An 18185-nucleotide genomic window follows, 5' to 3' on the forward strand; every position below is an offset into this window, starting at 1 on the left:
TTCACCGCGCCTGGGCCATGGCGCCCGTCAGATGAACTGGACCATTTTCAGCGCCACCACCAGGAATACGCCCAGCACCACGGCCAGTGTCATCAGCCGGATACGCGAGGCGGTGCGTTGGGGCGCCGGCTGCCGGGAGGCGGCCAGTTCGTCGCCGAAGCGCACCACCGGCTCGATACCCAGGGCCTTGACCGTGGCGCGGGCGCGGGCGTAGTCGTCGGCGTGGATCACCCACACCTGTTCCCAGGCGGAGCGGTCCGGCTGCTTCTGCGTATAGCTGAAGCGCTGGTAGGTCGAGCGCTTGAGCACCGAACGGCCCTCGATCTTCGTTTCGATGCCGTCGTCGGCCAGTAACGCCACGACGCGGTCGATGTTGTCGGGGCGGGGGGAGGTATAGAGCTCACGCATGGTGGTGAGTGTAGCCAAGCAGCATCATGATCGCAGCCTGATCAGGCCTTCCTGCGCAGTGGAGGCCACCAGGCGTCCATCCCGGGTGAAGATCATGCCGCGGGCAAGTCCACGGCCGCCCTGCGCGGTGGGGCTGTCGAAGGAGTACAGCAGCCACTCGTCGGTGCGGAACGGGCGGTGAAACCAGATGGCGTGGTCCAGGCTTGCCATCTGGATGTTATGTGTGAAAAGCGAAAGCCCGTGCGGGAGCGTGGCCGTGCCGATCAGGTGGAAATCCGAGGCGTAGGCCAGCAGGGCACGGTGCAGGGCCTGTTCGTCGGCTACCGGCGCGGTGAGGCGGAACCAGATGTGCTGGTAAGGCGGACGTTTGGCAGGGCGCAGTTCATCGCGCGGCCACACGTGGCGGAATTCGAAGGGGCCCTGGCGATCGAGCCAGCGCCGGGCTTTCTCGGGCAACTTCGCCAGTTCCTCGGCAGGCAGCGGCGGCAGGGGCTCGACATCTTCGGGCAGCGGGACTTCGGGCATGGCCATCTGGTGTTCGACGCCTTTTTCATAAGCCTGGAAGGACACCGAGCAATCCAGGATGGGCTGGCCGTGCTGGATGGCCACCACGCGCCGCGAGGAGAATGAACCGCCGTCGCGGGTGCGCTCGACGTTGTAGACGATCGGAGCGCTGATGTCCCCGGCACGCAGGAAATAGCCGTGCAGCGAGTGTGCCTCGCGGCTGGGATCAGTGGTCTGCTGGGCGGCGGAAAGCGCCTGGCCCAGCACCTGCCCGCCGAACACGTAAGGCGTGCCGATGTCGCGGCTCTGTCCGCGGAACAGGTTGTCCTCCAGACGCTCAAGCTTCAGGAGGTCGACGAGTTCGGCGACATGGTTGTCGTGCATGGGTCCGGCCCGGTCATGAAAGCGGGCCATTATAGGGGAACCCCCTGGACTTACCCGGTGGCGATGCGCCGCAGCCGGCATCCGTCGAGCACGCGCGCCCAGGGGAATTGGGGGCCCGGGTCGCGCTTGCGGGGTACTTCCACCGAATCGTCATTGCTGGCGGGCACCTGGGCGGTGTCCAGGTCTTCGTGGCCGGCGATGCACGCAAGGTTGGGCAGCTGCATGCGCAAGCTCGCCAGCAGGCTGCCCAGTGCGTGTATCTGCGCCGCGGGGTAGGGCTCAGTCATCACTTGCCGGCGCGAGTCGAACCAGTCGGGATAGCGGCCGATGTTCACAAGCTCAATGCCGACCGAACGGGCGTTGTAGCCGCGGCAATGATGGGCCACCCGTTCCGGTGGCACGTAGCAGACGATGCTGCCGTCGCGGTCGATGTAGTAGTGGCCGCTGTTGCCCGCGCCGCTGTCATGCACGATGCGCTCGCCATACTCCCGTGCCATGGCCATGTCTGGCAATTCCGTGCAGTGGATGACGATCAGGTCGATGGCCGCGAGCGGGCGCTCGGCCAGGATGTCGACATAAGGCAGGAATTGTTGGGCGATGGCGGGCATGGCGGGAGTCTGCCATGGGCGGCGCCTGATACGATACGCGGTCACCCGTTACCCCCGGAGGCAGCCATGGCCGGCCACATCATTCTTTCCCATGGCTCCGACAGCGGCCCGGATGCGACCAAGGTCAGCGTGCTGGCGGCCCTGGCAACCTCCGTCGGCTGGACCTGCCAGCGGCCGGACTACCGCCAGGACGACCTCCAGGGCCACGCAAGTTCGGTAGCTCCCCGCCTGGCACGGCTGCGCGCCGCTATCGACGCCTCGCCCAGCCCGCCGGTGTTGGTGGGTTCGAGCATGGGCGCCTTCGTCTCTTCCCTGGTATCGCTTGACCGCGCCGTGGCCGGGCTTTTCCTGATGGCCCTGCCGGTGGAAATCCCGGGGTTCGAAAAGGGCCTGGACCTGGCGCGCGACGTGCCTTCGTTCCTCGTCCACGGCTACGATGATGATGTCTGCCCTGCCGACCGCGCGCTGGGCTTTGCCGCCGGGGCCGGCATGCCCGCCCTGCTGCTGGCCGACGACCACCGGCTTAGCGCGCATGTAGAGGCCATAGCCGGCCAGTTCCTGTTGTTCCTGGAGCAGTTCGGCGAATGAATACCTGGTTCGCTACCTGTCCGAAGGGCCTGGAGTTGCTGCTGCGCGACGAATTGGTCGCTGTGGGCGCCACGGACGTACACGAAGCCCTTGCCGGTGTGCATTTTTCGGGCGATAAGGCCGTGGCCTACCGGGCCTGCCTGTGGTCAAGGCTGGCCAGCCGCATCCTGATGCCGCTGGGCGAGTTCGACGCAGCCGATGGCGACGCGCTGTACCAGGCCATCGGCTCGATCGACTGGTCGGTGCACCTGGCACCCCATGGCACGCTGGCCGTGGACGCCAACACCGCGCAATCGAAGCTGACGCATAGCCAGTACATCGCCCTGCGCGCCAAGGACGCCATCGTTGACCAGTTCCGCCAGGCCAGTGGCTCCCGGCCCGATGTCGACCCGGAAGAACCCGACCTGCGCGTGAACCTCCGCCTGCGCCGTGACCGGCTCACCGTGTCGCTGGACCTGGCCGGTTCCCCGCTGCATCGGCGTGGCTGGCGCGAGCTGCAGGGCGAAGCTCCCCTGAAGGAAAACCTCGCCGCGGCGATCCTGCTCCGGGCGCGCTGGCCGGAAACCTACGCCGCTGGTGGGGCGTTGTTCGACCCGATGTGTGGCTCAGGAACCCTGCTGATCGAAGGCGCGCTGATGGTGGCCGATGTCGCGCCTGGTCTGCGCCGGGAATATTTCGGTTTCCTCGGTTGGCGCGGGCACGACATTGCGCTCTGGCGCGGCCTGCTGGAGGAAGCCAATGCGCGGGCGATGGCGGGGCTGCGCGAGCTTCGTCCGGTGTTCTTCGGCAGCGACGCCGACCCGCGCATGGTGCAGACCGCCAAACGTAATGCCCAGGAAGCCGGCGTCGCCGGGTTCTTCCATCTGGACAAGCGCGATGCCCTGCACGTGGAACCGCCGCCGGCGACATCCACGGGCCTGGTGGTGACCAACCCGCCCTACGGCGAGCGCCTGGGCGACCGCGCGGAACTGCCTGCCCTCTACCGTGATTTCGGCGATGTGCTGCGTAGCCGGTTCGGTGGCTGGCGCGCCGCGGTGCTGGCCGGCGACACGGAGCTGGGCCAGGCCATGCGGTTGCGCCCGGACAAGCGCTACGCGCTCTTCAACGGCGCCCTGGCCACGGTACTGCTGACATTCGACCTGCATGCCCGGGACGACGCATCCCCTCGCGAAGTCAGGCCGTTGTCGCCCGGCGCGCAGATGCTGTCCAACCGGCTGGAAAAGAACCTAAGGCACCTGCGCAAGCGCCTGGCCCGCGAAGGCATCGAGTGCTATCGCGCCTACGACCAGGACCTCCCCGAATACGCGGTGGCGATCGACGTCTACGGCGACTGGCTGCACGTGCAGGAGTACAAGGCGCCGGAATCGGTGCCGCCGGAGATCGCCGCCACGCGCCTGCGCGAGGCGGTGCGGGTGGCGGGGCAGGTGCTTGGTGTCAGTCGCGACCGCATCGCGGTGAAGACGCGCTCGCGCGGCAAGGGTGGCTCGAAGTACGGCCAGATGGACCAGCGTGGGGAATTCATCATCGTCCACGAGGGTGGACTGGACTTCGAGGTGAACCTCACCGACTACCTGGACACCGGTCTGTTCCTGGACCACCGCCTGGTGCGGGACAAGGTGCGCCAGCTCGCCGGCGGAAAGCACATGCTCAACCTCTTTGCCTACACCGGCTCGGCCAGTGTCTATGCCGCGGCCGGCGGCGCACGCGACACCACCAGCGTGGACCTCTCGGCCACCTACCTGGATTGGGCATCGCGTAACCTGGCGCTGAACGGGTTTAGCGGCGAGCGCCACCGGCTCGTTCAGGAAGACGCGATGTATTTCATCAACAAGCCGGGCATGAAATACGGGCTGATCTACGTGGATCCACCCACCTTTTCCAACTCCAAGCGCGCGGAAGATTTCGACGTACAGAACGACCACGTGGCGTTGCTGAAGGCTTGTGGCGCGCGGCTTGCGGTGGGCGGCGCGATCGTGTTCTCGAACAATTTCCGGCGCTTCCGCCTGGACCGCGAAGCACTGCAGGCCGACTTCACCATCGAGGACTTTTCGGCGGCCAGCATACCGTTCGATTTCGCCCGCCGTTCAGACATCCACGGTTGCTGGATCCTTCGCGGCCACGCGGTTGATCCCTGGGGCAAAAACGGTTAGCAGGCATTCATGGAATTAGAGGAAAATGTCAACCATCAACCGGAGGTGGTACCCATGAAGATGTCGAAGTCCAAGACGGTCCTGGCACTCGCCGCGGCGGGCCTGATGGCATTTGCACCGGGCGCGTTCGCCTACGGTCCGCACGGTGGTTACCGCGGTGGCTACCACGGTGGCGGCTATCACGGCGGTTACTATCGCGGTGGGCATGGCGGTTACTGGAGCGGCGGCCGCTGGATTGGCGGTGCGATCATCGCCGGTGTGGTCGGTGGCGCCATCTACAGCGCTACGCGCCCGGCGCCGGTCTACTACGACGCACCCGTGGTTTATACCCGTCCTGCCACGGTGGTTTACGATGACCAGCCCGTGGTCCGTCGTACCGTGACCACCACGACCTACGAGGATGGCTACGGCACGCGTTATGTGCGTGACGACGGCTATTGATCGATCGCTCGAAGGTGTCAAAAAAAACCCGGCTCAGGCCGGGTTTTTTTATGTATCAACGTCCGCCGGGTGGCGGCACGGTGGGCTGGTCGGCGCCGCTGCCATGGTGGTGTGCCTTCTTCGCCAGGCTGTCATAAGCGTGCTTGTCGATCTTTTCCACCGAAGCGATGGCGCAGGGTGGCTGGTCGCGGGCGAATACCGCTTCGCCGGTCTCGCCGCAGATCGCCGAGAGGCCGAGGGAATTCTTGTCGGGCGCGGCGCGGAAGCGCAACGAATTGCCGGTTCCCAGGCGGGGACATGAGGCCTGGGTCGTTATCTTGAAGCGGTTCGGGCCGTTGCTCACGATCACCGTGCGGTCGTTGACCACCGCCCAGTCGTTGATGCGGTCGATGCGCATGCAGTCGGAGACGGGTCGGATCGGCTGGCGGGAAGCGTCCTGCGCGGACAGGACACCGGCAGGCAAGGCAAGCAGCAGCGCTAACACATTGGCATGGGTCCGTTTCATCCTCATTACCTCCGGCCTCTGTGAGGAGGATAAGAATGCTCGCGGTGGTTCGGGATCACAAGTCCTGAACGATCCGGGTGGGATCATGAGCGGATGACCCTGCCAAGGCCACCGCTGGTGACGATGACCCCGACGGAGCATTTCGCGTGAATTCCCCCATGCCGCTTAAAGCGGCGGCGGGGGCGCCGGAAGCGGAACTTTCGCTTCGGTTCGCAGCTGTTCGAGCACGATCGCTGTCATTGGCCGCCCCCTTGTCGGCAGAGGATGCCATGGTGCAGTCGATGCCCGACTGCAGTCCGGCCAAATGGCACCTTGCCCATACCAGCTGGTTCTTCGAGCAATTCCTGCTGACGCCAAGGCCGGGCCACCGGCCCTACGACGAACGGCTCAATTACCTGTTCAATTCCTACTACCAGAGCGTGGGTGCGATGCATGCGCGCCCTGCGCGCGGCCTGCTCACGCGTCCCTCGCTCGATGAAGTGCGCGACTACCGCGCCTGGGTGGACGAGCGTGTCGCGCGTCTGCTCGACGACAACGCCCTGGATGACACCGAGCATGCCATCGTCCGCCTGGGGACCGAGCACGAACAGCAGCACCAGGAATTGTTGCTGACCGACATCAAGCATGCATTTTCGTGCAACCCCTTGCTGCCGGCTTACCACGAGGCGCCCAAACCCTTGCCGCGCCAGGCCGTGCCGCTGACCTTCGTGGCCGGCGCTGAGGGCATCGTGAAAGTGGGTCATGCGGGCGAGGACTTCAGTTTCGACAACGAAGGGCCGCGTCATCGCGTGTTGCTGCTGCCACATGCGCTGGCCAACCGCCCGGTGACCAACGCTGAGTACCTGGCCTTCATCGCCGATGGCGGTTACCGCACGCCCACCCTGTGGCTGTCCGATGGCTGGGACCTGATCCAGCGCGAAGGCTGGCAACGGCCGCTGTACTGGCAGGAAGACCTTGCAAGCGAATTCACCCTCGCCGGCGTCCAGCCGCTGGATCCGAATGCCCCGGTGTCGCACGTGAGCTACTTCGAGGCCGATGCCTTTGCCCATTGGACCGGCGCGCGTCTGCTGCGCGAGGAAGAGTGGGAGCACGCGGCCAGCGGCCTGGATGTCCAGGGCAACCTCCAGGACACCGGCCGCTTCCACCCGTTGGCGGCGGAATCCGCGCCCGGCCTGCTGCAGATGTTCGGCGATGTCTGGGAATGGACGATGAGCGCCTACACCAGCTATCCGGCATTCCGGACGGCGCCTGGGGCGCTGGGCGAGTACAACGGTAAGTTCATGAACGGCCAGTGGGTACTCCGGGGTGGCTCCTGCGCCACGCCAGCCAGCCACCTTCGTGCCAGCTACCGCAATTTCTTTCCTCCCCACGCGCGGTGGCAATTTTCGGGGATCAGGTTGGGACAGGATAGATGAGCGCATTACCGAACGACATTCGCCTGGACGACCGTCATCCGGCGGTAGCCGACACGCTCGATGTCGTGCGTCGGGGCCTTCGCGCCAAGCCCAAGCGCCTGCCCTCGCGGTTGTTCTACGACGAACGCGGCTCGCAGCTGTTCGAGGCGATCTGCGAGCAGCCGGAGTACTACCTCACTCGGGCGGAAATCGCGCTGATGCGCGAGCACACCGGCGACATCGCCGCCACCCTCGGGCCCGATGTCCGCCTGGTGGAATACGGCAGCGGCAGCGGCATCAAAACGCGATTGTTGCTTGAGCATCTTGCAACGCCCGTGGCCTATGTTCCGGTGGAGATCTCCCGCTCGGCCCTGCTCGATTCGGTGGCCACGCTGTCCACTGCGTTCCCGCAGGTGCCGATGCAACCGGTCTGCGCCGATTTCACCCAGCCGCTGCGGCTGCCGGTGGCCACGCGTTCGCCGCGCCGCACGGTGATCTACTTTCCCGGTTCCACCATCGGCAACTTCGTTGCCCGTGATGCAGTGGCGATCATGCAGCTGATGCGCGCGGAGATGGGCGACAACGGCGCGGTGCTGATCGGTGTCGACCTGAAGAAGGATCCCGCCCTGATCGAGGCTGCGTACAACGATGCGGCTGGCATCACCCGCGAGTTCACCCTGAACATGCTGGTGCGGCTGAATCGCGAGGTCGGTACCGACTTCGACCTTTCCGCCTTCGCCCATCGCGCTCATTACAACCCGATGGCTGGCCGTATCGAAACCACCCTGGTCAGCACGCGGCAGCAGGATGTCCACGTCGGCAACGAGGTATTCGCCTTCGGCGAAGACGAGGCCATGCAGGTGGAATACAGCTGCAAGTATTCGCTGGAGGATTTCGCCGAACTGGCCCACAAGGCCGGCCTGCGGGTGGAACACGTATGGTTCGACGCGGAAAAACAATTCAGCGTGCAGTACCTGGTTCGCTGACCTGGCACCAACGGCGCCCTTATCCGGGGCGCCGTGCTCCCAGTGACACCAGCACGTCGATGGCCGTGCGGACCCGCTCGGTGGCGCCGGGCAGTTCAAGGATCACCCGCAGCTTGTCCTGGCCGTCGAGTTTGTAAACCCTCGGCTGCTGCTGCACCAGCTTGATGATCGCCATCGGGTCGACGTCCGGTTTCTCGCGAAATGTCACGCGTCCGCCACTGGGGCCGAAGTCAAGCTTGCGAACGCCCAGTGGCGTTGCCATCAGCTTCAGCGTCGCCAGGGAGAACAATTGTTTCGTCTGGTCGGGCAGCAGGCCGAAACGGTCGATCATCTCCACCTGCAGTTCGCGCAATTCATCTTCGTTGCGCGCACTGGCGATGCGCTTGTACAAGGTAAGCCGCTGGTGCACGTCGGGCAGGTAGTCGTCGGGGATCAACGCCGGCAGGTGCAGCTCCACTTCTGTTTCGTGTTCGCTGGACAGGTCGAAATTGGGCACCTTGCCCGATTTCAACGCCCGCACGGCGCGGTCGAGAAGCTCGGTATAAAGGCCGAAGCCGATTTCCTGGATCTGACCGGATTGCTCCTCGCCAAGCATCTCGCCGGCGCCCCGGATTTCCAGGTCGTGCGTGGCCAGGGTGAAGCCGGCACCCAGTTCCTCGAGTGAGGCAAGCGCTTCCAGTCGCTTTTCCGCATCACCCGTCATGGCCTTTCGGTCGGGGACGATAAGGTAGGCGTAGGCGCGGTGGTGAGATCGTCCGACCCTTCCACGTAACTGATGCAGCTGCGCCAGACCGAAGCGGTCGGCGCGGTTGACCACGATGGTGTTGGCGCTGGGAATGTCGATGCCCGATTCGATGATCGTGGTGCATACCAGTACGTTGAACCGCTGGCGGTGGAAGTCGGCCATGACCTGCTCGAGTTCGCGTTCGGGCATCTGGCCGTGGGCGATGCGGATGCGCGCCTCGGGCACCAGTTCGCCCAGTTCGCGAGCCGTGCGGTCGATGCTGCTGACCTCGTTGTGCAGGAAGTAGACCTGGCCGCCGCGTGCCAGCTCGCGTTGCAAGGCTTCGCGGATCAACGCCGGCTGCCAGCTGCTGATCAGTGTGCGCACCGCCGTGCGGTGGGCGGGCGGGGTGGCGATGATGGACAGGTCGCGAAGGCCGCTCATGGCCATGTTCAAGGTGCGCGGGATGGGCGTGGCGGTAAGGGTCAAGAGGTCCACTTCCGCGCGGAGCTTCTTGAGCTGTTCCTTCTGGCGCACACCGAAACGCTGCTCCTCGTCGACGATCACGAGGCCGAGGTTCTTGAAGCGGACGTCGGCCTGCAAAAGCTTGTGCGTGCCTATGATGACATCGATGCTGCCATCGGCAAGGCGCTTGAGCGCTGCGTCCACGTCTTTCTTCGACTTGAAGCGCGAGAGCACGTCGACCCGCACCGGCCAGTCGGCGAAGCGATCGGCAAAATTGCGGTAATGCTGCTGGGCGAGCAAGGTGGTGGGTACCAGTACCGCCACTTGCTTGCCCGCGGTAGCGGCGGCGAACGCCGCGCGCAGCGCCACTTCAGTCTTGCCGAAGCCGACATCGCCGCAAACCACGCGATCCATGGCCCGGGGCGCTGCCAGGTCGACGATGACACTATCGATCGCCTGCTGCTGGTCGGGGGTTTCCTCGAAGGGGAAGGTGGCGGCGAATTCTTCCACCAGCTGGCGGTCGACGGCGAGCGACTCGCCCTGCCGCGCCTCGCGCTGCGCGTAGATGGCCAGCAGTTCCGCGGCAACGTCGCGAACTTTCTCGGCCGCGCGCTTGCGGGCTTTCTCCCAGGCATCGCCACCGAGCGAATGCAGCGGCGCCAGTTCCGGCGCGGTGCCGGTATAGCGGCTGACCAGCCCGAGCTGCGCCACGGGTACGTAGAGCTTGTCGCCCTTGGCGTATTCGATGGTGAGGAACTCGCCCGGCATGTCGCCGACGTCCAGCGACACCAGGCCCTGGTAACGGCCCACGCCATGATCGATGTGCACGATCGGCGAGCCGATGGAAAGCTCGGTGAGATCGCGGATGATGCTTTCCGGATCGCGCGCGGCGCCCCGGCGCTTCTTGCGGTCCGTGCGCACGCGCTCGCCGAAGAGTTCGCGTTCGGTGAGCACGGTGATGAGCGGCGAATCCAGGGCGAAGCCCTGTTCGAGCGAGGCCACGGCGATCGCCAGCGCGTCGTCGCCGTCGAGGAACGCACGCCAGCCCTCCAGCGCCACCGGCCGCAGGCCGGCAGCGGCAAGCTGTTCGTTCAGGGCCTCACGCCGGCCAGCCGAATCCGCCGCGATCAATACCCGGCCGCGGTAGGACGCCAGGAAATGGCGCAGGCCCGTGCCCGGTTCCTCGCCCTTGCGGTTCAGCGGAAGATCCGGCGCAGGCTGCGTGCCGAGCGATACCGCATGCTCGTGAGTGGCCGGCACCACCTCTACCCGCACCCGGGTATTCAGGCGCTCACGCAGCCGATCGGGCGGCAGGTAGATCTCATCGGGCGGCAGTACCGGCCGCTCGATGTCATGGGCGCGCTGGTCGTACCGCTCGGCGGTCTGGGTCCAGAAGGCATCGGCGGCATCAAGCACATTCTCGCCAAGGACGAAGAGCGCGTCGTCGGCGAGGTAATCAAAGAGGGTTTCAGTCTTCGGGAAGAACAGTGGCAGGTAGTATTCGATGCCGCCTGGCGTAACGCCTTCCTTCATGTCCTGGTACAGCGGGCAACGGCGAACGTCGATCGGAAACCGCTCCCTCAGCGCGTTGCGAAAATGCTTCGCCGCTTCATCGGTGAGCGGGAATTCGCGTCCGGGCAGCAGTTCGACGCTTTCCACCTGATGCTGGGAACGCTGTGTTTCAGGGTCGAAACTTCGGATCGAATCGATCTCGTCGTCGAACAGTTCCACGCGATACGGTTCACGTGCGCCCATGGCGAAGATATCGATCAGGGCGCCGCGTACGGCGAAATCGCCAGGTTCCGCCACCTGTGGCACGTTGCGGTACCCAGCCGCTTCCAGACGCCGTTGCTCGGTTTGCAGATCGAGTTTCTGTCCCTTTTTAAGGACCAGGCCCGATCCGGTGATATGCGAGCGCGGCGACAGCCGCTGCATCAGCGTGCCCACCGGCACCACCAGCACCCCGCGCTGTACCAGGGGCAGCTGGTAGAGCGTGGCGATGCGCTGGGAGACGATCTCCGGATGCGGGCTGAAGACATCGTAGGGAAGGGTTTCCCAATCCGGGAAATGCAGCACCGGCAAGGCGCCTGCAAAAATCTTCAGCTCATCTTCGAGCGCGTGCGCCCGTTGCGTGTCCCGGGTGACCACCACCAGCAGGCCCTGGTGCTCCCGGGCGGCCTCGGCCACGTTCAGTGCCCACGATGAACCTGCCGGCGCCGCCCAGTAGCGGCGTTGTTTCACGGTGGCGGGCAGGGGCGGGCGTTTGAGGACAGACGGCATGCGGGAAAGGCGACGGCTGGAAGGGCAGGACCGACCATTCTACCGCCACCGGGGGCATGGGTTCTTCAGTCGGCGATGTCAGGCTCGAAGAAGCTCCAGCGGATGTCACGAAAGGCCCGCTTGAAGTCGACCTCGACCCGATTGATGGCTTCCACCAGTTCGCGGTTGTTGGGCGTGGGATTCATCTTCGCCTTCACCGCCACCATCACGTCATTGCCCATCTGCAGGGTGAGCAGGTTGTAGACCTGGGCGATTTCCGGGCGTGCATTGAGGAAGACGAGCATTTCGTCGCGGCGATGTGGCTCGACGCCCTGGCCGATCAGCAGGGCCTTGACCTCGATGGCCACCGCCACCGCCACCGCGATCAACAGCACGCCGATGCCAATGGTGCCGATGGCGTCGAAGAGCAGGTTCCCGGTGGCCATGGTCAGCAGTACCGCTACCAGGGCGAAGGCCAGGCCAATGAGCGCGGCGAGGTCTTCACCGAAGATCACCAGCAGTTCGCTGGCACGGGTCTGCCGGAACCAGCGCCAGATGCTGCGGTCGCCACGTACCTTGTTCACTTCCTTCATGGCGCCGTGCATCGACACGCCTTCGGCGATGATCCCGAACAGCAGCACGCCCACGGCCAGCCACGGCCACTTCAGCGGCTCGTGGTGGGTGAGCTTGTGGATGCCCTCATAGAGGGAAAACATGCCGCCCACGCTGAAAAGCAGCATGGCCACCAGGAATGACCAGAAATACAGCGCGCGGCCCCAGCCCAGCGGGTATTCGCTCGATGGTGGCCGCTTGGCCTGCCGCATGCCCAGCAACAGCAGGCCCTGGTTGCCGCAGTCGGCCAGCGAATGCACTGCTTCGGCGAGCATGGCACCGGACCCGGTGAAGACCGCCGCCACCAGTTTGGCGATGAAAATGGCGAAGTTGGCACCCAGGGCCAGCAGGACCGCCCTCAGCGAATTGGCATCACCTGACATGCGCGCGTATTCCCCGTGGCAAGAACCTGCGATTCTAGCGGATCACGCCCACGCCGACGCCGAAGCTGAAATTGCTCTTGCCACTGCGAAGTTCCGCGGCGGTCCACACATGCGAGGCGTTGGTGGTGACCACGGGGAACACATAAGCCGCTTCGCCGACGCGATCATTCCGCGTGCCGGCCAGACGGCCGCTGACCGTGACCAGGCTGCCGGAAGGGTAGTTGAACGATTCGACGTACCCGGGCAAGACGGCGATGAAGCGACCGTTGCCGTTGTCGCTGGGTTTCGGCCGCTGGGAGTTGTCCAGCGGGTAGGCCAGGATCTCGATCTCGCTGTGGTCAGCCAGGTTGCTGACACTGACAATGCGGCCTCCCCAGACCACATCACTATTGAGATAGCGCTGCGGCGAGGAAGATACCTGCTGGGGCGGCACGTTGAGTGTGTTGCCGGCGGTCTTGTAGATCGGCGCCGGGGCACAGGCGGCCAGGGTAACCACGAACATCGGGGCAAGCAGGCGAATGGCTGAGGCGGTCATGGCGTTGTCCTTCGGGCCTGGGCCCTGACGATCGGTGCCCGTGGCGTCATCGTAAGGGCGCCGGGCTTATCCGTTGATAACCGGCGTGGCGTGATTCAGGCGTCGTTATCCTGCGCCAGCCATGTGAGGCGGCTTTGAGCTCCCAAGGTCCGGGCCAGTACATCCATGGACTCGGACAGGGCCTGGTCCAGCTGCCAGGGCGCGTTCAACACCAGCATGCCGGTGCCATTCAGGCGCAGCGGCGTGTTGTCCGGATGAAGCATGATCTCGGCGCAGAGTACCCTTCGGGCTGCGCGTGACGCCCAGCGCAGGAAGGGCTGCACGGTACTGCGCAGCTTTACCGGATACCACACCGCGTACATGCCGGTAGGCCAGCGCTGTAGCGCGTGGCGCAGGGCGGTTTCGATGGCGCGGAATTCATCGGCACGTTCGAAGGGGGGATCGATCAACACCAGGCCGCGTTTTTCCGGCGGCGGCAGCAGACCGCCCATGGCCTCATAGCCGTCGCGTTTGTGCACGTGCATGCGCGCATCGTTGCCCAATACGGCTCGAAGCGTTTCCGCTTCGTCGGCGTGCAATTCGCAAAGCTGGGCCGAATCACCCGGGCGCAGGACGCGCTGGGCCAGGAGCGGTGAGCCCGGGTAAAGACGGATGGCCTCGCCTTCGTTGATCGCCCGCACATGGCCCAGCAAGTCCCATAGCAACGGGGGCAGCCCGCTGGCCACGGCCAGCTTGCCGATGCCCAGCTCCGCCTCGCCCGTCTTCTGCGCCTGCGTGCCCTTCAGATCGTAGCGGCCAGACCCGGCGTGCGTATCGATGTAACTGAAGGGTTTGTCCTTGGCCTTCAAGGCGTCGAGCAGGGCAAGCAGAACGGCGTGCTTGAGGAGGTCGGCAAAATTGCCGGCATGGAAGGCGTGGCGATAGTTCATCGGGCGATTGTAGCCCGAGGGGCCACGGGCTATCGTGGCCGCATGCATTGCCGCCGCCACCGTCGCCTGTTCCTGCTGGCCATGCTTGCCTGGCTGGTCATGGCGTTCGGCGCGCATGCCATGCCCTGCGGCGCCATGGCAGCCTGCATGGACCACGGCATGGCCATGGCCCAGGGGGCCGATCACAACCAGTCCGATAACCATGGGCATGGTCACGGTGCGTGCACCTGCGCGGCTGCCTGCGCCGTCGCCGGCGTTCCTTTGTCGTCGCTGCCTGCGCATCCCCTGGTGGCGAGCGCGAATCCGCCACTGGCAAAGCCGGCATCCATCGGCGACTTCCCGCAGACACCGCCGTTGCGCCCTCCTTCGGCCTGAGACGACGGCGGTGCATGGCCACCCCTGGCGGGTGGTTTGGTGTTGCGTGGGAGGTATCCATTGGTGAATGAGAAGAGCAAGCGGCCTGGCGGGCCGCATGGTGGTCGTCGCCGTTTCGTCCAGGGCCTGGCTCTGGGCGGCGTCGCGATGGGCCTGGATCTGCGCGGCCGCCTGGCGGTCGGGGCGCCCGCTGCGGCGCGAGGTGAACTATCCGGTTCGCAACTGGTGCTGGACGTCGGTGAGCTGCCGGTCGACTTCACCGGTCGGCGACGTGTGGCGACAGTTGTCAATGGCCAGCTGCCTGGGCCACTGCTGCGCTTGCGGGAGGGCCAGGAAGTTTCGATCCTGGTGCGAAACCATCTGGCGGTGCCCACTTCACTGCACTGGCATGGCCTTATCGTGCCGGCCGACATGGACGGCGTGCCTGGCTTGAGTTTCGATGGCATTGCGCCCGGAGGGTCATACCTCTATCGCTTTACCGTGAACCAGTCGGGCACATACTGGTACCACGCCCATTCACGCTTCCAGGAACAAACCGGCCTGTTCGGACCGATCGTGATCGAGCCGCGTGCCGACGAGCGTTACCAGGCCGATCGAGATTACGTGGTGCTGCTGGCGGACTGGACGGACGAAGATCCCGAGCGCGTGTATGCCACCTTAAAAAAACAGGGCGATGCCTATAACTATGGCAAGCAGACGGTGGGCGATTTCATCCGCGACGCACGCGGGGAGGGTGTGCGCCCTGCACTGGCGCAACGTTCGATGTGGAACCGCATGCGCATGGACCGGACCGATCTTGCCGATGTTTCCGGCGCTACCTTCACCTACCTGATGAATGGCGTCACGCCCGTGGGCAACTGGACGTGCGCTTTCGCCGCCGGGGAGAAGATCCGGCTGCGTTTCATCAACGGATCGTCGATGAGTTTCTTCGACGTACGCATCCCGGGCCTGGCGATGACGGTGGTGGCTGCCGATGGCCAGGACATCGAACCGGTGACGGTGGATGAATTCCGCTTCGGTGCGGCCGAGACATACGACGTGATTGTCCAGCCTGATGCCGATCGCGCCTATACGATCTTTGCCCAATCGATCGACCGTTCCGGGTATGCGCGCGGCACGCTGTCGCCATCGCCGGGCATGGTGGCCGAAGTGCCGGCGATGGATGCTCGCCCGCTGCTTGGCATGGCCGACATGATGGGTGCCATGGGCACGATGGCTGGCATGGACGGGGCGCACGACATGCACGGCATGCCTGCTGCGCAAGCGATGACGGCCATGGGCCATGCCGACATGCAACGCACGGGCAATCCCGGTGTGGATATGAATGTTTCCATGCCGAGGACCAACCTGGACGATCCAGGCGTGGGCCTGCGCGCCAACGGTCGCCGCGTGTTGACCTACGCGGACCTGCATGGCGTGGATAGCCCGATCTCGCCGGGGGTGGAGCGCGAGATCACCCTGCGCCTCACCGGCAACATGGAACGCTACATGTGGTCGATCGATGGCGTGCCTTATGCCAAGGCGCCGCCGATCAGCCTGCGGCTTGGCGAACATGTGCGTTTTACCCTGGTCAACGACACGATGATGCACCACCCGATGCACCTGCATGGGATGTGGAGCGAACTGGAAGCACCCGACGGCACGTACCAGGCGCGCAAGCACACGGTGACCGTGCAACCGGCGCAACAGGTGAGCTATCGGGTCAGTGCCGACGCCCAGGGGCGGTGGGCTTACCACTGCCACATGCTGTACCACATGGAGGCGGGCATGTTCCGCGCGGTGGTGGTGGCATGAAGACGAAGCTGGCACGTGTGCTGCTGGTGGCATCGCTGGCGGTCGCGGTTGAAGCCGGCGCCCAGACCGAGCACCAGACCCATGACATGCACGATATGTCAGGCATGCAAGGCATGGACATGAATCAACCGGCGCAAGTGCCGACGCCGGCATCGGTGCAACAGCAGGACACTCCCGCAGCAGCTTCGACCGTCACCCTGGTGCCCAATGGCCATGTCGCGCCCGCGCCGCCTTCGACCTACCCGACGCACGCTGGCATGGGTGAAATGGACATGCACGGTACGCCCTTCAACGTATTGACCCGGGTCGACGAACTGGAGCGTGGTTTCGGCTCCGGCGCTGCCGCGACATCGTTCAATGCCGGCGGATGGGTGGGCGGCGACCTCGACCGTTTTGCCTGGCGCGCCGAGGGCGAGCACGACCATGGCATGGGCCAGGCCAGCATCGAGGCCTTCTTCAGTCACGCCGTGGCCGCTTTCTGGGACATACAGGCCGGCGTACGCCAGGACGTGGGCCACGGAGCGTCTCGTTCGTGGGCGGCCTTCGGGGTGCAGGGCCTGGCGCCGTACTGGTTCGACCTGGAAGCCACCGCTTATGTGGGTCGGGGCGGACGGACCGCGGTACGCGTGGAGGCTCGTTACGATGTGCTGTTCACCCAGCGCCTGGTGCTCACGCCAAAAGTCGAACTCAATGCCTATGGCAAGGACGATCCTTCGCAGGATATCGGCTCGGGCCTGAGCGATGTGGAAGCCGGCCTGCGCCTGCGCTATGAATTCACCCGTCGCTTCGCTCCCTATCTTGGCCTCGACTGGCAACGCCGCATGGGAAATACGGCCTCGATGGTGCGCGCACAGGGACAGGACGCGGGACAATGGCGTTGGGTGGCCGGCCTGCGGCTGTGGTTCTGACAGGACAAAAACAAACCATGACCAAGCGGGACCTCGCCGGATGGCTCCACTACCAGGAACGGATCAATCCACGCACCATCGAGCTTGGCCTCGCGCGCATCCACGCCGTCTGGCAGGCCATGGGTGCACCCCGGCCGGCACCAACAGTGATCACCGTTGGCGGTACCAACGGCAAGGGTTCGACGGTGGCCTTCCTCGAGGCCATGCTGCAGGCGGCCGGTTATCGCGTGGGCTGCTTCACGTCCCCGCATCTGCTTCGCTACAACGAACGCATCCGCATCGACGGGCAGGACGCAACCGACGCATCGCTGGTGGCGTCGTTCGAACGGATCGAGGCGGCGCGCGGCGAGCTACTGCTCACGTATTTTGAGTTCGGCACACTGGCGGCGATCGACCTGATCGCCCGCGCCGGGGTGGATGTAGCCGTGCTTGAGGTGGGTCTGGGCGGACGCCTTGATGCGGTGAACATCATCGACGCGGACGTGGCAATCATTACTTCGGTGGACCTGGACCACCAGGAATGGCTGGGCGGCGACCGCGACACCATCGGCCGGGAAAAGGCTTTCATCGCGCGCGCTGGCCGGCCCCTGGTGCTCGGCGAGGCGAACCCGCCCGCGCGGCTCCTTGAAACAGCCAGGCAGATCGGAGCGGTCATCCGTGTTCGGGACGCCGATTTTGGCGATGCCCCGGGCATCCCCACCATGGCCGGCAACTTCCAGCGCTTCAACGCCGCGGCGGCGGTGGCGGCGCTGCGTGCGTTGCCCGGCCTTGCGGTGAGTGACGCTGCGATGGCTGCCGGGCTCGCCGGCGCGCGGGTGCCAGCCCGCTTGCAGGTGCTGCCGGGCCTTCCGACCGTGGTGGTGGACGTCGGTCACAACCCCCATGCCGCCCGGGCCCTGGCCGCCTGGCTGGATGAGAGCCAGCCAGGGGCGGTGCAGGCGGTGTTTGGCGCCCTGGGCGACAAGGATGTCGAGGGCGTGATGGCGGCCATGGGCCCGCGTATCGCAGCCTGGCACCTGGCTTCGCTGGACGCCGACTCACCCCGCGGGCTCGCCGCTTCAGTGCTGGCGACGCGCCTGGATGCGGTGCTGCCTGGTGCACCGAGGCACTTGCACGCCAACGTGGCCCAGGCCCTGGCCGCAGCGCGCGTGGCGGCTGGTGCCGACGGCCTGGTACTGGCCTTCGGCTCATTCTTTGTCGCCTCGGCCGTATTGGCGGGGTCTTAGGAAGGTA

16 protein-coding genes are annotated in these 18185 nt (G+C 65.3%); 8 read left to right on the forward strand and 8 right to left on the reverse strand.

Annotated features, from left to right (window positions below):
• Positions 1-27: 27 nt before the first annotated feature.
• Genes VGM61_RS08435 through VGM61_RS08445 form a run of 3 tightly spaced genes read right to left on the reverse strand, consistent with a single transcriptional unit; the run spans position 28 to position 1904 of the window.
• Complete coding sequence (locus VGM61_RS08435) at positions 28-426, reverse strand: hypothetical protein (protein WP_331522323.1); 399 nt, start codon at positions 424-426, stop codon at positions 28-30.
• 6 nt (positions 427-432) lie between these two features.
• Entirely contained in the window at positions 433-1296 is an 864-nt protein-coding gene (locus tag VGM61_RS08440) for an acyl-CoA thioesterase II (RefSeq protein ID WP_331522324.1), read from the reverse strand.
• Positions 1297-1346: 50 nt separating this feature from the next.
• The gene (locus VGM61_RS08445; RefSeq protein WP_331522325.1) at positions 1347-1904 is read right to left on the reverse strand and encodes an N-acetylmuramoyl-L-alanine amidase; all 558 of its coding nucleotides are present in this window, start codon (positions 1902-1904) and stop codon (positions 1347-1349) included.
• A gap of 66 nt (positions 1905-1970) precedes the next feature.
• Between VGM61_RS08445 and VGM61_RS08450 the strand changes: the two genes are divergently transcribed.
• The 3 genes from VGM61_RS08450 to VGM61_RS08460 are packed head-to-tail and all read left to right on the forward strand — an operon-like array spanning position 1971 to position 5083.
• Positions 1971-2492: an alpha/beta hydrolase gene (locus tag VGM61_RS08450; protein WP_331522326.1), complete on the forward strand. Its 522-nt coding sequence runs from the start codon at positions 1971-1973 to the stop codon at positions 2490-2492.
• Positions 2489-4642 (forward strand): bifunctional 23S rRNA (guanine(2069)-N(7))-methyltransferase RlmK/23S rRNA (guanine(2445)-N(2))-methyltransferase RlmL, encoded by a 2154-nt coding sequence (gene rlmKL, locus VGM61_RS08455; RefSeq protein WP_331522327.1) that lies wholly within the window; start codon positions 2489-2491, stop codon positions 4640-4642. Before VGM61_RS08450 ends, rlmKL begins: the two co-directional genes overlap by 4 nt.
• 54 nt (positions 4643-4696) lie before the next feature.
• Entirely contained in the window at positions 4697-5083 is a 387-nt protein-coding gene (locus VGM61_RS08460) for a hypothetical protein (RefSeq protein WP_331522329.1), read from the forward strand.
• A 55-nt stretch (positions 5084-5138) separates the two neighbouring features.
• Here VGM61_RS08460 and VGM61_RS08465 read toward each other — a convergent pair whose 3' ends face one another.
• Positions 5139-5588, reverse strand: coding sequence for a DUF6491 family protein (locus VGM61_RS08465; RefSeq protein ID WP_331522331.1), 450 nt, complete (start codon positions 5586-5588; stop codon positions 5139-5141).
• Between the two features lie 158 nt (positions 5589-5746).
• Here VGM61_RS08465 and egtB point away from each other — a divergent pair, with 158 nt between their 5' ends.
• Together egtB and egtD are read left to right on the forward strand one after the other, a co-directional pair.
• Positions 5747-7003: an ergothioneine biosynthesis protein EgtB gene (egtB, locus tag VGM61_RS08470; protein WP_331522364.1), complete on the forward strand. Its 1257-nt coding sequence runs from the start codon at positions 5747-5749 to the stop codon at positions 7001-7003.
• Positions 7000-7968 carry an L-histidine N(alpha)-methyltransferase gene (egtD, locus tag VGM61_RS08475; protein WP_331522332.1) on the forward strand — a complete coding sequence of 323 codons (969 nt, stop codon included), beginning with the start codon at positions 7000-7002 and terminating at the stop codon, positions 7966-7968. Before egtB ends, egtD begins: the two co-directional genes overlap by 4 nt.
• Positions 7969-7987: 19 nt before the next feature.
• Here the strand turns inward: egtD and mfd are convergent, their stop codons facing one another.
• The 4 genes from mfd to VGM61_RS08495 form a co-directional block, all read right to left on the reverse strand.
• Positions 7988-11437 carry a transcription-repair coupling factor gene (gene mfd, locus VGM61_RS08480; protein WP_331522333.1) on the reverse strand — a complete coding sequence of 1150 codons (3450 nt, stop codon included), beginning with the start codon at positions 11435-11437 and terminating at the stop codon, positions 7988-7990.
• A gap of 65 nt (positions 11438-11502) precedes the next feature.
• Positions 11503-12411, reverse strand: coding sequence for a cation diffusion facilitator family transporter (locus VGM61_RS08485; protein WP_331522334.1), 909 nt, complete (start codon positions 12409-12411; stop codon positions 11503-11505).
• A 34-nt stretch (positions 12412-12445) separates the two neighbouring features.
• Positions 12446-12946 carry a Slp family lipoprotein gene (locus VGM61_RS08490; RefSeq protein ID WP_331522335.1) on the reverse strand — a complete coding sequence of 167 codons (501 nt, stop codon included), beginning with the start codon at positions 12944-12946 and terminating at the stop codon, positions 12446-12448.
• 95 nt (positions 12947-13041) lie between these two features.
• A complete protein-coding gene (locus tag VGM61_RS08495) occupies positions 13042-13875 on the reverse strand; it encodes a 23S rRNA (adenine(2030)-N(6))-methyltransferase RlmJ (protein ID WP_331522365.1) in 834 nt (277 codons plus the stop codon).
• Between the two features lie 438 nt (positions 13876-14313).
• On the opposite strand from VGM61_RS08495, the gene VGM61_RS08500 reads away from it, so the two are divergent.
• The 3 genes from VGM61_RS08500 to VGM61_RS08510 are packed head-to-tail and all read left to right on the forward strand — an operon-like array spanning position 14314 to position 18178.
• Positions 14314-16044, forward strand: coding sequence for a copper resistance system multicopper oxidase (locus tag VGM61_RS08500; RefSeq protein ID WP_331522336.1), 1731 nt, complete (start codon positions 14314-14316; stop codon positions 16042-16044).
• Complete coding sequence (locus VGM61_RS08505) at positions 16041-16952, forward strand: copper resistance protein B (RefSeq protein ID WP_331522337.1); 912 nt, start codon at positions 16041-16043, stop codon at positions 16950-16952. Before VGM61_RS08500 ends, VGM61_RS08505 begins: the two co-directional genes overlap by 4 nt.
• A gap of 17 nt (positions 16953-16969) precedes the next feature.
• Positions 16970-18178 carry a folylpolyglutamate synthase/dihydrofolate synthase family protein gene (locus VGM61_RS08510; protein ID WP_331522338.1) on the forward strand — a complete coding sequence of 403 codons (1209 nt, stop codon included), beginning with the start codon at positions 16970-16972 and terminating at the stop codon, positions 18176-18178.
• The last annotated feature ends 7 nt before the right edge of the window (positions 18179-18185 follow it).

The sequence above is a fragment of the Pinirhizobacter sp. genome, from assembly GCF_036499745.1.
Classification (GTDB): domain Bacteria; phylum Pseudomonadota; class Gammaproteobacteria; order Xanthomonadales; family Rhodanobacteraceae; genus Pinirhizobacter.